13 protein-coding genes are annotated in these 16,220 nt (G+C 44.5%); 8 read left to right on the top strand and 5 right to left on the bottom strand.

Annotated features, from left to right (window positions below; all coding sequences use genetic code 11):
* Nucleotides 1–134: 134 nt before the first annotated feature.
* From EBO34_RS01570 to EBO34_RS01585, 4 genes are all read right to left on the bottom strand, one after another.
* Complete coding sequence (locus EBO34_RS01570) at nt 135–1,199, bottom strand: YheC/YheD family protein (RefSeq protein ID WP_183163664.1); 1,065 nt, start codon at nt 1,197–1,199, stop codon at nt 135–137.
* Between the two features lie 107 nt (nt 1,200–1,306).
* A complete protein-coding gene (locus tag EBO34_RS01575; RefSeq protein WP_122896211.1) occupies nt 1,307–2,674 on the bottom strand; it encodes a YheC/YheD family endospore coat-associated protein in 1,368 nt (455 codons plus the stop codon).
* Nucleotides 2,667–3,758 carry a YheC/YheD family endospore coat-associated protein gene (locus EBO34_RS01580; protein WP_122896212.1) on the bottom strand — a complete coding sequence of 364 codons (1,092 nt, stop codon included), beginning with the start codon at nt 3,756–3,758 and terminating at the stop codon, nt 2,667–2,669. Before EBO34_RS01580 ends, EBO34_RS01575 begins: the two co-directional genes overlap by 8 nt.
* A gap of 19 nt (nt 3,759–3,777) precedes the next feature.
* A complete protein-coding gene (locus EBO34_RS01585) occupies nt 3,778–5,148 on the bottom strand; it encodes a YheC/YheD family endospore coat-associated protein (protein WP_183163665.1) in 1,371 nt (456 codons plus the stop codon).
* Nucleotides 5,149–5,416: 268 nt separating this feature from the next.
* Between EBO34_RS01585 and EBO34_RS01590 the strand changes: the two genes are divergently transcribed.
* The 3 genes from EBO34_RS01590 to EBO34_RS01600 all read left to right on the top strand — a co-directional run bounded on the left by EBO34_RS01590 (nt 5,417) and on the right by EBO34_RS01600 (nt 8,381).
* Nucleotides 5,417–6,556, top strand: a complete 1,140-nt coding sequence (locus EBO34_RS01590; protein WP_183163666.1) for a DUF445 domain-containing protein — start codon at nt 5,417–5,419, stop codon at nt 6,554–6,556.
* Between the two features lie 134 nt (nt 6,557–6,690).
* Complete coding sequence (locus EBO34_RS01595) at nt 6,691–7,053, top strand: YlbF/YmcA family competence regulator (RefSeq protein ID WP_122896215.1); 363 nt, start codon at nt 6,691–6,693, stop codon at nt 7,051–7,053.
* Nucleotides 7,054–7,535: 482 nt separating this feature from the next.
* Nucleotides 7,536–8,381, top strand: a complete 846-nt coding sequence (locus tag EBO34_RS01600; RefSeq protein ID WP_122896216.1) for a Cof-type HAD-IIB family hydrolase — start codon at nt 7,536–7,538, stop codon at nt 8,379–8,381.
* Nucleotides 8,382–8,484: 103 nt separating this feature from the next.
* Here EBO34_RS01600 and EBO34_RS01605 read toward each other — a convergent pair whose 3' ends face one another.
* Nucleotides 8,485–8,670, bottom strand: coding sequence for a YhzD family protein (locus EBO34_RS01605; RefSeq protein ID WP_122896217.1), 186 nt, complete (start codon nt 8,668–8,670; stop codon nt 8,485–8,487).
* A gap of 329 nt (nt 8,671–8,999) precedes the next feature.
* Between EBO34_RS01605 and EBO34_RS01610 the strand changes: the two genes are divergently transcribed.
* From EBO34_RS01610 to EBO34_RS01630, 5 genes are all read left to right on the top strand, one after another.
* Nucleotides 9,000–9,899 carry an ABC transporter ATP-binding protein gene (locus EBO34_RS01610; protein WP_122898436.1) on the top strand — a complete coding sequence of 300 codons (900 nt, stop codon included), beginning with the start codon at nt 9,000–9,002 and terminating at the stop codon, nt 9,897–9,899.
* Complete coding sequence (locus EBO34_RS01615) at nt 9,892–11,142, top strand: ABC transporter permease (protein WP_122896218.1); 1,251 nt, start codon at nt 9,892–9,894, stop codon at nt 11,140–11,142. Before EBO34_RS01610 ends, EBO34_RS01615 begins: the two co-directional genes overlap by 8 nt.
* 63 nt (nt 11,143–11,205) lie before the next feature.
* The gene (locus EBO34_RS01620) at nt 11,206–11,511 is read left to right on the top strand and encodes a hypothetical protein (RefSeq protein ID WP_346725788.1); all 306 of its coding nucleotides are present in this window, start codon (nt 11,206–11,208) and stop codon (nt 11,509–11,511) included.
* A gap of 182 nt (nt 11,512–11,693) precedes the next feature.
* A complete protein-coding gene (locus EBO34_RS01625; protein ID WP_122896219.1) occupies nt 11,694–12,929 on the top strand; it encodes a metallophosphoesterase family protein in 1,236 nt (411 codons plus the stop codon).
* Complete coding sequence (locus EBO34_RS01630) at nt 12,930–15,938, top strand: ATP-binding protein (protein WP_122896220.1); 3,009 nt, start codon at nt 12,930–12,932, stop codon at nt 15,936–15,938. It begins immediately after the preceding gene.
* Nucleotides 15,939–16,220 lie beyond the last annotated feature (282 nt).

Below are 16,220 nucleotides of genomic sequence, written 5' to 3' on the forward strand. Positions count from 1 at the left end.
ATACTTCATATGCAAGGAAGCACTTCCGCGGAAAGGGAGTGCAGTAAGCGTAAATCAACATCTGAGTTTAACAGAGCTTTTAAGGTAAAAATTCTGAGTTTTCTTTCCCATTTTAACATACAGTTGCACAGTCATCACAGTGGTTGGGAAAAACGGGTCAGCTCGTGGAAAATTCGGACCAGATTTTCTGCACCTGCCTTCTGAATAGAGGGCTCGTCAAAAACCATCGGCTTGCTGTTAATATCAAAAACGTAAAGCTGCCCCGCTGTGCTGCACCCAATATCCATCGAAACCTCAAAAAAGGAATCGGGGAGGAGAGAAGCGGTATGTTTTGCAAGGTTTTGAACAGGCTGCGTGTCAATCTCCATTTCAACGGGATCGAGAAGACTGCCCCCGTACAAAGAATGGGTCGTATAACGGTTGTCCCCTGCTGCCCGGATTCCTGCACCTGAACACTCCCAGATGTTCTTTATTTTATGGAGTAGAACCCTGAAATCATAAGGGCGGCCATTCCAGTGTGTCAGATCAATTTGCTCCTGAAGAAGAAGGGTCCGTTTTATTAATAATGGCCGGAGTAATTTCCAGACAGACTCGATAGAGAGGGGAGGCGTGATTTTTGTCTGTGCAGATAAAAGATATGAATGTTCGTTTTCAGCCGCTAAACGGTATATTCCTTCTCCTTTAGACCCGCTGCTGTCTTTAATCAAAGATTGCGGGTGGCGGTTAACCCAGTTGATCAATTGTTTAAACGACGAGAGTTCTTCGGTATCGGGAAGTGAATGAGCAAGCTCTTTATCTGCTGAAAGAAGACGCCAGATTCTTTTTTTAGAGAGAAATCCCGGATTGAGGAATGGAATATTGTCCCTGGCTGCTGCTTCTTTTACACGTAAAAAGGATTCCAGCTTTTCTTGTTTCCGGTAGGGGATTCGGTTATAAATGACATCGGGTTTACCTACTGGTGCTTGAACCCATTGCCGGTTATGGGGATCGAAAATAAACCCTGTCATCTGAAAATCGTTTCCAATACAGGACATCGGCACAATAGCAAGGACCCCGCCGGCTTTTTGAAGAGATGCGTGAATGGAAAAATAAAGCCTTTCATCTCCTGTGAAAGGCTTTACTCGATGTGATTGAGTGAGTACGGCAACGAGAGGACCGGCTTTGACACCATCAGAACTCACCTTCACAGAAAAGGACAACAAGTTCCCCAGACTGCCCACAGAGGACAGAGGCATGTCGCCAAAGTGTAATCCTTTTAAGAGGGGATCCCCTGACCATTTTTTTCTCTCGGTATCAAAAAAGATCATCATCTGATATATACCGGTGAGCTGCGCATCAATTGATCGAACAGGTAAATCCCGAACTGAAAGGGGAGATGCCTTGTGAGTGCTTCTTCTTTTTTCAGTCGGGGGTGACTGAAGATGGACCGTCCCGGTTTAGAGTTGGCTTCAAACATCCAGATTTTCTCGTTTTTGTCTACACCGAAGTCAAAGCCGATTTCACCGATACACCCTTCAATCTGCTCATCGATTGATTCACTTAAAACAATGGCTGCTTTCTTAAGGTCAAGATACACCTTTTCTGACAAGACAAAGTCTTCTTTTAACTCACTTAACGATTTGATCTGGCCGCCGCTGTTCACATGGGTGGTCACGCTTCCGATTCCAGCTACCTTTGCAGCGAATGCACTTACCTGCCAGATTCCCTGGGCATTCTTGTTCGTATGAATTCTAAAGTCAATCGGTTTGTGCTGATAACTGAGCAAATCGATTCCTTTTTGAACGACCATCTGGGAGAGGCCGGCGGGAAACTGCTTTTTCACGAGACGCTGGAGAGAGCTGTATCTTCTCAGCCGGTTTCTTTCCCGGTCTCTGAACCGGCAGTAAAACATGTTCTCTTCCGGTACATAGATAATTTGATGGATGCCTATACCGAGGCTTCCGTTTGCCGGCTTTATATAAATTTGTTTGTGTTCTTTTAAATATTCGAGCAGGGTCTGAACATCAGGTGATAATGTGCTCTCAGGAAGGTAATGATCTACTCTGGAATCGGTAAGTGCCTTATGAATCAGCCATTTGTCAAAGAAGCCCGGATTAAACCAGGGAATAGCATATTCATTCTGCAGCCGCTCCCGCACCTGGGCATAACCGGGGTGTGACTCTGTTTTCCGATTTGGAATCCGGTCATAAACCACGTTTGGAAGAGGTGTGATGATTTTCTCCCATCCTTTTTCATTCCAGAAGAACCCTTCTACAAGCCCCTCCTCCCATTTAATGTGTGATGCTCCAAACAAAAAGCAGCTCACACCGAGTTTCTTGGCGGCGGTGATGTATTTTGCAAATAAAAAGGAGCGTTCCCCGACAGGGCGGAGCAGGGACTGGGTAAATCCTGCTGTATAAATGCCAATATGAGGTCCGATTGCAATCGTGTGTTCATCGAAGTGAACACCGTAAGGGCCTGTATGGGGAAGGTAAAGCTCATCCTTCAAATCCTGACTGATAACCCAGTCTTCTGCTGCACTTTCCCTGATCTTTACATGGCGTTCTTTTGTTCCGAACAAAAACGTTACAAAAGCCCCGTCGTAAAAAGAGGTTTGCTTAAGAAATGAATGAGGAACGTACACAGTTTCCGTCTGGTGCGGTGATATGATCCACTCGGAAATGATGTTAGTCATTTGTCACGGCAGCCCCTTTATTACGTTTTTTCTTCTGATTAAGAACTTGCTTTTTGATTCTCAGATAACTTTCAACCGGACCTTGGTAAACAGCCCTTCTTCCATTTTGATCGCTCGTAAATAAAACAGTCTGAAATCCGGGTTTTGAATTCACTTCCAATATCCAGACATTTCCTTTTTTATCCAGTCCGATATCAATTCCAAGCTCGAATAACCTTGGGTGCGACTCTTCCAGGTGGAAACCTATTTTAGAAATCACCATTTCCAATACTTCTTTTTGCTTTTCAGTCACGATGCAACCCTCGTAAGGAGTGATCGAACCACCCGATGCAAGGTTTGAAACGAACGTGCCTGGGGCGCCGGTTCTGATTCCCCGTCCCAGTTCTGTCCACTTCCCTTTGGCGTTTTTCCGTAGAACAATCCGAAGGTCAAAGGGGCTGTTATTTTTATCAGTCAGGGAAAGGAAGGGCTGTATCAAATAAGGAAGGCCGCCGGTCCTCCGCTTTAATTCTTCATACAGCCGGACAGGTGTGACTTCATGAACAACCTTCTTTGATGTAGCAGCATTCGTCCAGACGAACATTCCTTTTTTCCTTGTAATGAGATGAATGCCCTTCCCTCCGGAGCCTGCAACAGGCTTTAAAATAACGTCCCTATGTTCTTTTAACATGCTGATGAGAGTCGATGGCCGAAGAAGTTTCGTTTCGGGAAGCAGTGAACATAATGAGCTGTCCAGCTTCAGTATTTCATTCACTTTCCATTTGTCAGGAAGACCGTACCCGAGGAAACAGGACTTATCTTTGATTTCACGGACAAGTGGAGCGGCTTTTCTGGCAAGTTCACTTCTCCCGTAAAAACAGCGATCATAGATTACTTTTGGGAGCAGAAAGGTTGAAGGCATAAAGCTGAGGCTCTTTTTGTCAAATTTCATCCCGTTAACAACATTGGATTCTTCATCCCAGTCAAAGGGAGTAAACAAATGCAAGGTCACATTCTTTAAAGAAGCTTCAAGGGCAATCTGGGTAACATATTCTTTTTCCTGGTCATACTCAAGCTGCAATATGCCGAATGTTACTGATGACAAAGCAATCACCTTCTCTTTTTTAATCAAATGGACTGAGGTAATGACAATAAGATAGAAGTCTTTTCACCGAAGGACGGACTTTATCCTGGTCCGGGCTATCATAGGATTTTGACGGTTTCGAATTCACTTCAAGAATCCAGGGGTGGCCGTTACAATCGATACCGATATCGACTCCGAATTCACCGTAACACCCTGTTTCACCGAGTGCCTCTTCAATAGTGAAGGCTGTTTCAACCGCCAGCTCGTTTAAAAAACGTATGAGATGAAACGTATGAAGTTCCGGAAACAAGCCTTCGAGTGTTTCAATCACTTTTTTCTGTTCGCCGCCTTTGGCTACATTTGAAACAATCTGGTCTTTGACACCGCACCGGGCGATCTTTGACGCCACCCCCCATAAGCCACTCTCGCTTTTTACAGTAAGAACCCGGATATCAATAAGGCAGTCGTTTATGGTCAGAAGAGGAATGGCTTCCTGAACAAGATATCCTTTTTCTTTAAAACGGGGCAGCAACATTGAATAAAAATGGTCAAAAGAACGGAAGTGGACGCTTTTTTCAGCTGTATCGGAAGGGTACTCTGCCTCTATGGAATGGTCGTGGCACGTTATTCGCAAAATGCCGTTCCCCTCACGGCCCCAAACAGGTTTTAAATAAAGCTGACTGTACCGTTTTGTAAACTGAAAAAAACCTTCACGGTCATTTGCAAGTACAGTATCGGGGAGGTAGGGACGTAAAGTCTCCTGGTCAGATAAAATCTGGTGCATCTCCCATTTATGAATAAACCGGTCATTAAAGAAGGGGATGTTTTTTTCCCGCGCTTTCCCGAGAATAAGCTTTCCTTTTTTTGAGCTCTCTTTTTTTGGTGTTGATATGCGGTTGTAAATAACATCCGGATACGGAATTTCTCCAAAAGTCCACGTTTCACCTTTTAAATAAAAGCCTTGAAGGTCTGAGTCTTCCAGACGCTGCTTTAATGGAATAACGACAAATGCAGCACAGACAGAAGAAGCGTATTCAGCCAGTTCTCTTGCAAAAGTACTGATCGCTCCGAATGGGGCACTTAAATCCTCTGTTCCTTCGTTGACCAGCATGGCAAAGAGAGGACCGATCTGCCACGTATCACGCTTTGGAAACTTCAAATAATATGGGGTATCGGCTTTTAATAACCCCTTAAAAGGGAATAGAGAGAAAGACACCCCGATAGTATCAGGTGCGCTCTCTGAATCTGTTTTGATGCCAGCTTTTTTTTGCCACGATCCAAACCGAACAGTTACGTCATCTCCAGGTATAAGGCCATATTCCCGGGCGAACCGGTCCGGGACCGTAATGGTATTTGTTAATTCATTTATAAAACGCAACCGGATCAGTGTCTGATCAGCCATGAATGACATGGACATCCCTCATTTGTTACTCTATATGATAAAAAGAATCAAACGATTCCTCTGATAGTCCGACCTGTTTTGTTTCAGGCTTTTTATGAAAATGTAATGAAGCCTGAGTGCCGTCCATTAAAGGGCTATACCAGATCCCGCCGCGCTTCGGAGGATTGCCGGCACAAGGCTTCATTGAAGATGGTACACTGGTCTTATTGGGCGGGCAGATACCCTATACTATGAAATCCGGAATTTATTGGTGCAAATACAGACGAAGGTGATGCAAATGCAAACATTCACACTTGTAATACTTATGATGTTTATCGGGGCTCTCATTGGGGGACTGACCAACCTGATCGCAATCAGAATGCTGTTCAGACCTTTTCACCCGGTAAAAATAGGAGAGTGGCAGCTTCCGTTCACTCCCGGCCTGATCCCGAAACGAAGAAATGAACTTGCAGAACAGCTGGGTAATCTGGTAGTCAGTCATCTGATTACGGTAGAAGGTGTAAAAAGCAAGCTCTTCGATCAGCATCTTCTACAGGAAATCCGCACCTGGTTTAAAAAGAAAGTACACGATCTTTCATCAAGCGACTCCACCCTGGAGGAATGGTGGCGTAATGAATCTGGTGGAGACTGGTCATCTGAAAAAACCAAAGGGCGTTTCACCCGCTCGGTTGCCAATACGCTTGTAAAAACAGCCGATGAATACAGAAGTGAACCACTTGGTGACTGGCTGCCGGAGAGTCTTCTTGAAAAAAGTGACACTCTTATTCCTGAAACAGCAGATCTGCTGCTCGATAAAGCCAAGGTCTATGTGCGTTCAGCAGAAGGAAAACAAAAAATAGGGGAAATGGTCTCCCGTTACTTCTCAACGAAAGGCAGTTTCGGGGGAATGGTCGGAAGAGTCGTAACAAATATTCCGATCACCGGCCGTATCCAATATGAATTGTTAAGGCTCCTGGATGACTATAAATCCAAAGAGTTCATTGAAAACCAGTTGAGAAAGGAATTTGCTGAGATTAAGGAGAAAAGTCTGGATCAGTTGTTCCCTGCTGCAGACTGGGAGGGCCGTGCAGAAAAAATGGCTGTAGAGATTGCCCGAAAAGTACCGGTGCTCGGTGAATGGGACCGTCCCATGTCTGAATGGGCCTACCGTTATGAGACTCAGCTTGTAGATACACTCATGCCGGCTGTTCTTGAAACATTAACGGCAATCATTGAACGAAACCTTCAGCGTATGCTTATGAACCTGAAACTTGATGAGATCGTCAAAGATCAGGTAAACAGTTTTCCGCTCCCAAAACTGGAAAAAGTGATATTGTCCATAGCGAAAAATGAGCTGAAGATGATTACACTACTCGGTGCCCTGATTGGGGCCAGCGTAGGTCTGGTCCAAGGCCTGATTGCAGTTATGATCCTATAGCAGAGTGGAAAAAGAGAAAGTTTAGCCTTAGCGGATGAACTCACCCAACCATGTATGTTATAGTCATAAAGAAGCATTAGTGCGTCTGTTCAAATCGTCATTGGCGCACAATACACTTAGGAGGATTTTTATTTATGGCTAACCCTTACGACAAAGCGCATGAACTTGCACGCGTTCTAAAAGAAAGCGAAGAATTCAGCACACTTAAAGAGCTTCACGACACTGTAAACAGTGACGACGTAGCAAAGCGTATGCTTGATAACTTCCGTAAAGTTCAAATCGAACTTCAACAAAAACAAATGCAAGGTGAGCAGATTTCTGAAGAAGAAATTCAAAATGCTCAAAAGCAATTTGAACTTGTTCAGCAGCACGAAACAATCTCGAAGCTCATGGAAGCAGAACAGCGCATGAGCCAGGTGATCGGTGACATCAACAAAATCATCACTGAGCCACTTGAAGAGCTTTACGGTGCTGAAGGCGAAGGCGAGCAGCAGTAATAAATATCAGCGTGGTCAAGGCGTTCTCTTAATGAGGACGCCTTTTTTGTGCGGTATTGGTGGAGGTAGGAAGGGAAGGGAAGGGAGCAAAAAATGGTAGATAAATTAAGAAAAAAGGTAGATATGTGTGCAGTGGGAGGACAGTCCGTGAGAGGCGGACACATTGAGGAGAAACCTGAATCAGGCCGTGGGAAAAGGGTCGGTAAACCGCCAAAAAATCATATGTCCATATTATGAAGGTTATAGAAAATGCCTTGTAAAGAATCGTCTCAAGTAAATGAATAACCCCCCCACCCGATCAGCAAACTGTTAAAGATGATGAAGAACAGGAAAACGAGTCACCCCCTCTGCCATCCCAACCCTAAAATCAACATACACTTCACCTCCTACCCCGTCTCAAAAGAAGGACATTTCCTGTTCTAAAGCCTTTTTCCTATTCATAAGAATGAAGCAACGACCGGAAGACGAAGGGGGAGGCAAGCATGACATATCGCTTATTGGCGCTGGACATCGATGGAACCCTGTTAAAAACGAATCATAAACTTACAAAGGAAACGAAAGAAGCAATTGAATACGTTCGGAATAAAGGGGTCTATGTAACACTGGCCACTGGGAGAACGTATCCTTCGGCAAGAAAAGTAGCGAAAGCGTTGAAAATTGAGGATCATGAGCTTATCACTCATGATGGTGCATTTATAGGTTCATCCGTTGAAGAGCCAATGTTTGTCAGACGGCTGGACTCAGACCGTACGTATCAGGTAGTCGATATCCTTGAAAACTATCATTGTCATATAAGGCTGCTGCATGAAAAGTACGCTCTCGCAAACAAAATTAAGCAGAAGAACCATCTTGTTGCAAGGATGAATATGGGGGTGGGAGATCCGCTCTTTTATGGAGTAAACTTCGTGGACTCCCTCAGCCATCACATTATTGATCAACCGATTACAGTACCTAAAATCAAGGCTCATTTCTGGAACGACATAGAACGAGAGGATGCCCTCGAAGAACTGGAAGAAGCAGTGCCGGGGATCAGACTCACATCATCCGATGAATCAAGCATTGATATTACCGACGAGACAGTTTCGAAAGCCCGGGGTCTTCAGATCATTGGACAGAAGCTCGGCATCGGACTTCATGAAATGGTTGCAGTTGGAAGTTTTGATAATGACAGGGATATGATCGCACAGGTAGGACTCGGAGTGGCCATGGGGCAGGCCCCGGCACCCTTACGGGAGGCAGCAGACTGGGTAACACGCTCCAATGACCAGAATGGCGTCGGTTATATGGTCAGGGAAGTCTTCCGTAAGCAGTTAAAGGTAACCATTTAACGGTTGCAGAAGCTTCAGTTACATGAAAAAAGACAGATATTAAAAGGCTGCCAGGGGGAAATTCAGCCCCAGGCAGCCTTTTATGAATGTAAGAACGATTTTTTTACACGTGAAACAGGACGAGGCCGCCGCTGTCACGGACAAGACGGCTGGTGTTGTCAGAGAGGTTTTTCTCGGTCAGCTTCTGTTCTCCGATTTTCTTTGCTTCTGCATCGTCTTTTGCTTCAAAGTTTTCGTTTAACAGGTGTTCACCTGTTTTACTGTAGGCAGTTAAAAAGTATTTTCCCATTCCTGGTCACCCCGCGGTTATCTGAATTTTCGAGCAATCACTAACTTTATTCTATCTGTAAGGGTTTACAAAAGCAAGAAAACCATCTGCCATATTTTTTGAAGGTGGTCATATTTCACTCAGGTATTGAATTCATTACATTTTCCGCGGGTAGCTTGATCCCCAGCACTTTGCGCTTCCAGGCTCTCCCCCGGAACTCGTTTTTCCGGCATTTGCTCCAACCCACACTTTTAATTTATCAGCAATGACCTTTCAAATAGCCTGACAGGTAGAGAAAAATAACACATATTCTGGTAAAGTAAGGAGAGATGATGGAAGGGAGCACAGCTATGACACTCGAGCTTAGGAATGTAACAAAGAAATTCGGGGCGTTTACTGCAGTTAATGACATAAGCCTGACGATTCCAAAAGGAGAAATGTTCGGTATGCTGGGGGCAAACGGAGCGGGTAAAACGACGACATTCCGGATGATTCTCGGACTCATTGACCAGACTGATGGGAAAATCAGCTGGAAGGGAAATAAAATCGGCTATCAGTCCAGTCATCTGGTAGGCTACCTTCCAGAGGAGCGAGGGCTTTATCCGAAGATGAAAGTATCCGACCAGCTCGTCTATCTGGGGCGTCTGAGAGGGATGAAGAAAGGTCAGGTACTAATAGAACTGAAAAAATGGCTCGACCGGTTTAATATACCTGATTACATAGACAAAAAGATTGATGAACTGTCTAAAGGGAATCAGCAGAAAATCCAGTTTATCGCATCTGTCATTCATCAGCCGGAGTTGCTTATTTTAGATGAACCATTCAGTGGTCTTGATCCTGTTAATGTTGAACAGCTTAAAAAGGCTGTTCTTGACTTGAAGAATGAAGGAACAACGATTGTTTTTTCCTCACACCGCATGGAGCATGTGGAGGAATTGTGCGAATACCTCTGTATTCTGCAGAAAGGGGAGCCGGTCGTTAACGGGCCTTTAAAAGAAGTAAAACGCTCTTATGGAAAAAAGAAAGTAACAGTGGAAGCGGAATTTGAATTATCCTACCTGCAGGATATCGAAGGTGTAACTTCCTGTACTCTGTATTCCGGGGGCGCACGGCTTGTGATTACCCGTGAAGAAGTGGCAGATGATGTGTTCAAAGCCCTTTCCGGCCGAGGGTCTGTGCGCAAATTTGTTCTTGAAGAACCTTCACTGAATGATATTTTCATTGAAAAGGTCGGTGCTTCCTATGAATAAGTTTTTTATTATTTTGTTTCATACGTTTTTTTCCAAGCTGAAATCAAAGTCCTTTATTATCTCTACGATCATTACAGCAGTTATTGTAGCCGGGATTGCAAACATAGACCGGATTTTTGAAGCTTTTGAAGACAGAGGAGGAGAGACTGAAGTCGTTGGTGTTTACGATGAAGAGGATGAATACATCAGTCTTTTACAAGAGCATCTTGAGCCTTTTTCAGATCAGGTCATGCTCACCCCTCTCACCGGTTCAGAGCAAGATGGGATGGAAAGGCTCGATAATGGGGAAATTGACGGGCTCCTTTCCTTAACTACAGGGTCTGATGAAATGCCTGACGCTGTTTATCGGGCAAAAACGGTCGTAAACGAGCGTGCCCCCCAGATTATAGAGCAGGCTCTTCAGCAGGTAAAAGTTGAAGTGGCTACTGCACGCTTGGGGCTTGATGAAAGTACTGTTGAAGGAATATATGCTCCGGTGTCCTTCCAGACTGAGGCAACGAGTGATACAGCAAGGTCTGAAGAGGAACTTACCCAGACGCGCTTTCTCGTAAATGCCCTTGTAGTCGTGATCTATTTCTCTGTACTTGCTTACGGGAATATGATTGCCATGGAAGTGGCTACGGAAAAATCGTCACGGGTTATGGAAATCCTTGTTTCCAGTGTATCACCTGTTAAACAGATGTTCGCAAAAATATTCGGGATAGGTCTCTTAGGGATTGTTCAGTACATGCTCATTATTCTCATCGGTTATTTATCCATGAGAGGCAGTATGGAATCAGATGGCATGATCGGAGACATGTTTTCCGGGGTACCTGTTGTGTTAATGCTTTACGCTCTCGTTTTCTTTTTGCTGGGTTACCTGTTTTACGCTACGATTTCTGCTGTCCTGGGTTCTCTGGTCAGCCGGACAGAAGAGGTTAACATTGTCATTACACCACTTACCTTAATTGTGGTTGTTGCTTTTCTGATCTCCATGTTTGGTCTGAATGCACCTGAATCGGCGATTATTACGGTTACTTCTTATATTCCGTTTTTTACACCCATGGTCATGTTCCTCAGGGTGGGGATGCTTCAACTGCCATTCTGGGAGATTGCATTGGGGATTACGGTGATGGTTGCCTCTATTGTACTTTTTGCTATTATCGGTGCACGTATCTATAAAGGAGGAGTACTGATGTACGGCAAAGTCTCATCCTTAAAAGATATCAAGCAGGCACTTGCTCTTTCAAAGAAGGAATCATAACCCCGGACCGACTCACCTTTAGCCCGATTGTGCATAGAATGGGCATTGAAGGAGGGGACCGAATTGAATCACCAGGAAATGCATCATTTATGTAAAGACCACTTGTACCGCTACGTTTTGGTTACTACACAGGATCAGATGCAGTATGATGGCATAGTTGAAAACGTGGATGATGATTATTTGTATATGGCTGTTCCAGTCGGAGAGATGGGAGACAGCCAGCATTTGAGACAGGATGCCAGATTTTATGGAGGATACGGTTATACTCCCTATTACCCTCCGTATTATTACGGTCCGCGGAGAAGGTTTCAGCGATTAATTCTCCCGCTTGCAGCTTTAGCAGCAATTTCACTGCTCCCATACTATTAAAGAATGTTTAAAGGATATGTTGATTCATAACAGTTAATTGCAGCAAAACAATATAAACAAGAAGGGCATTTCAGGAGAGATGGGTTTATCCTTTCTGAAGTGCTCTTTTTGTACTTGTGTCCCGAACAGATGATCGCTTTTTATGATATAATGATGAAAAAATCGGGAAAGGGTGTTCGATAATGGATATGATCCGTTTTATTCATTGTGCGGACCTGCACTTGGACCGGCCCTATGAAACCTCTCAACTACCGGAGAAAATCGTAAACCGTTTAAAAAAGAGTGCCTATTATTCATTTGAAAAACTGATCAGCCAGGCAATTGAGAGAGAAGTGGATTTTGTTTTAATCAGTGGGGATTTATATGATCTTGAGCACCGGAGTCTGAAAGGACAGCTGTTTGTGAAGAAGCAGGCTGAACGGCTTTTAGCTGAAGGAATTTCTCTTTATATTGTTCATGGAAATCATGATCCTCTCACAGAAGGAACGAAGTCTGTTGCCCTGCCGGAAAATGTGACTGTTTTCGGGCCGAGGACAACCAGTGTTTTACATACCAATAAAGGGGTCCGGTTATACGGGTTCAGCTATGAGAATAGAAGTGTTACAGCTAACAGGATTGAAGAGTACATTAAGGAAAAAAGAGATGATGCAATGTTTCATATTGCCTTACTCCATGGCCAGGAACTTTCACAGCCTGAGCACGATCCTTACGCTCCTTTCAGATTAAAGGAACTGACAAACTCACCGTTTGACTACTGGGCTCTCGGACACATTCACAAGCGTCAGATTTTGAGCCGGGAGCCTTTGGTCGTTTACCCGGGGAATATTCAGGGGGGGCATCGGAATGAAGAGGGACCTAAAGGGGCGTTTTATGTAGAGCTGACAAAACAGGGGGGAGAGCTCACCTTTCTTGATACCTCCGAAGTGGACTGGCACAATGTGACCCTTTCCATTGCAGGGGTGGATTCTGTTGAAGCGTTACTCTCCCTTGCTGAAGAGGCGTTGGATAAAGCAGTGGCCGAAGGGAAGTGCGGACTCGTACATTTGAGTTTTACAGGTTGCGGACCGTTGCACAGTGAGCTGAACGATCCGGCGGTAATGGAGGATTTTCTGGAAGAACTAAGAGGCGATGAAGAAACCCTCTTCGCCCCTTTTATCTGGGTTCAAACCTTCAGTTTGAAAACGAGTCCCGACATTGACCGTCAAAAGGCGAAGGAGCAGTCGGATGTACTCGGTGATGTTCTGACTGTAATTGATGAGTATACTCTGGACGGTATTGAAGACGGGGTTCTCAGGGATCTCTACCGGCACAGAACCATCCGCAAGTATCTGACCAGCCTGTCGGAGAAAGAAAAGGCAGAGCTTCTAGGTGAAACGGAGCAATGGCTCGTCTCCCGTCTATTAAAGGAGGAAGCATAAGTGATAATCAAAGAGATTAATGTCTACGGATTTGGAAAATGGACGAATGAGTCGTTCACTCTTGACCCTCATTTTCAGCTCGTTTACGGAGAAAATGAAGCTGGCAAATCTACATTAATGTCATTTATCCAGGCTGTCTTTTTTGGCTTCCCAAAGAAAAGTGACCACCACAAATCATATGAGCCGCTTCATCACACAACTTACGGTGGATCTGTTGTGATCAGTACAAAAGAAGACGGCGATATTATGATTGAACGGGTTAGGAAAGGGAGAAAAAAAGGGGATGTGACTGTTAAATATTCGTCGGGAAAAACCGGGGGAGAAGATGACCTTCTGGAAATTCTGGACGGGTATACAGAACAGGTTTACCGTGGAATCTTTTCATTTGACCTCATGGGTCTGCAGGGGCTTGAAAAAATGAACGCCGAGGAAATCAACAGCTTTCTCTACGATACATCGATCAGTGGAGGACCTTCCCTTCTTTCAGGTGAAAAAGAGGCAGACGAGAAAATGCAGTCTCTATTTAAACCTAGAGGAAAAGTAACACCAGTCAATGTGACACTGAAAGACTTACAGAAGATCGAAAAGGAAGTCAACGAATGGAGAAGTAAGCTGGGCGGCTATGAAGAGATATCCGGAAAGGTTGAACTGGCGGAGAAAGAACTAAAAGAAACGGCAGGCATAAAAGAAAAGCTGGACTCGAAACAGGCAGAGCTTGATCGCCTGAAAAAGCTGCTTCCACTTTACGCTGACTATAAAATCATCCTGGCACAACGAAAAGGTAATGGGGAAATGACGTTTCCCGAATCCGGGGTGAACCGTCTCGAGAGGTCGCTGAAAGAGAAAAAAGAGCTTGAGCTCCAGTTGACAGAACTCCATGAAAAAAAGAGCAAACTTGATGAACAGCGGAAAAACTGTCAGGAGAACCAATCTTCATATAATGTAAAAGAGGTAGAAGGAAAGGTCCGGCAGATGAACAAACAGGAGGGGCGTTATTCTGAACAGTTGCGCAATAAGCAAACGCTTTCGGAGAAAATTCCTCCTCTTATTAAACAAAAGAAGAGAATTGAAACTGACTGGGGCATAGAAGAGGAACGAATTTTTCTACACAGAGATACTACCCGTCAGTCAGAGGAAGAACTGATCCGGCTGAACCGTTTATTCACAGAAGCAGATCAGGAACTCGAACGTATTGAAAAGGAGAAAATCCGGTTAGATGAAGACAGGAATCGCCTGGAGTATGAATTAACAGAATCAAACAAAAACCTTTTGAATGATCAGGATAAAAGGGAAATTGAGGGAAACTTGAAAACAGTTCAACATTACGAGGCCTTTAAGCCTCAGCTTTCCATGCTCCAGCACCGCCTTGAAGTCCTGAGAGGGCAGGGTTCCCCGAAGCAGCAAGATAATCATAACCTCTCAATGCTTCTCTCCGTTATTGGTGGGTTACTTCTTCTGTCCGGTATCTGGACGATTTGGACAGGAAGCCTGTTTCCAGGAATACTGACTTGTTTATTGGGAATCGTATCCATCGTTATTGGAGTAACGAGGTCAAAAAACAAAGCAGAGGGCACGCTGGAGATGGAGCTGGATCAGGTTCAAAAAGAAGTTTCCGGATGGATAGAAGTTGAAAATAAAGTAAACAACTGGCCTGTTTCTGACTGGAAAATAAAACTGACCTTACACGAACAGGCTCAGCATCAAAAAAATCAAATAGAGAGAGAACTCCGGAACCTTAACCGGGTATGTAATGGACTGACAAACGAGAAAGAAAATTATCAGCAAAGAAGTAATGAAGCACTCGATGAGCTCCATCGCTGGGCTGTAACCTCAGGCTTTGACCCGGGATATACTGGTGAGCAGTATGAGGAGATGTTCGCCGATACAGTTAAATGGAAGTCACTCATGATTGAAGAAGAGTCCGTTGAAAACGAACTGATGTCTGTAACGAAGCAGATTAACAGCTTTATAGAAGAAGTATCCAGCACAGCACGTCCTGTTGGTATTATTCAACGCGACGAGCCTGGTGCCATGCTCTACGAACTTGATCAATGGGTTCGAAATCAAACTAAAATCACAGCTGTGCTATCTGACCTGGATAAGGAATACAGCTCGCTGGCTGCAAGATCAGAAGCGATTCTAAGAAGGATTAAAAAAGAGGACGAAGAAATCACAAAGCTGTACGAGGAAGCAGGCGTCTCAACTGAGGAGAGCTTCAGGAAAAAAGAGGCCGAATGGAAGATGGAGAGACAGAAACAAGAGGAGGAACGGACCATACTGGCACAGATGAAAGCCATCTCTCATGCAGACAGGCTGGAGAGTGACTGGAAACGGTGCGATGAAATCTCAATAACAATTGATGAAGAAATAGAGCAGGTGCTGGAGGAAAAAAAGCTTAACGAAGAACGGGCAAGGCAGCTGGTAGAAGATATTACAACGTACCGGCATTTGTTGAAGGAGCTTGAAGACGGACAGTCTTATGAAGATTGTCTCCAGCATTATGAAATGACTCGTCAGAAGCTCTTATCCCTCAGCAAAGAATGGGCACGCTATGCACTGGCAAAAGATATTATTGATAAGACAAAACAGATCTATGAAGAAAAAAGGCAGCCTGCTGTGCTTAAAGGAGCGGAAAGCTACTTCAGACAGCTGACCGGGGGTAGGTATACAAAGCTTTTTGCACCTCTGGGAGAAGCGAAATTCATTGTTGAACGAGAGGATGGTGTCCGCTTCAGCCCTGGAGATTTAAGCCAGGGAACATGTGAGCTGTTATACTTGTCACTCCGTTTTTCTCTTGCAGAACAGTATCAGCAAACGGAACGGTTCCCGATTATCATTGATGAAGCATTTGTGAACTTCGATGCTCTACGAAGAAAGCGCGTAATGGAAGCCGTAAAAAAAATATCAACGAAGCATCAGGTTTTGTATTTTACATGTCACGATCATATGATCCAGGAGTCAGGGAGTATGAATAAGATTCTTCTTGGACAAACGGTCAGCCAAAGGTGATTTTTTCAAAAAGCTATTTCCGTATGCGCGGACACTTTCAGGTAAAATGTAGTGAGAACCTGAGTGGCCATGGTTTCCTGCGGTTGTGCCGGCAAGATTCCTCGCGTTTAAGTAAAGAGGAGTCCTGCCCGGCCCCAGGGGGTCTAGGGTACTACGGCTTCTATTACAGGCCAGGTTGCAATGAAGAGCAGTTAAGTTAAATCTCTTAATGAATTCACTTCAACTTAAGCCTGAAATCTTTAATTATGGCGACGACGGCCCCGTAATAAAACCTCTACATTT

It is taken from the genome of Alteribacter keqinensis, assembly GCF_003710255.1.
Taxonomy (GTDB): domain Bacteria; phylum Bacillota; class Bacilli; order Bacillales; family Salisediminibacteriaceae; genus Alteribacter; species Alteribacter keqinensis.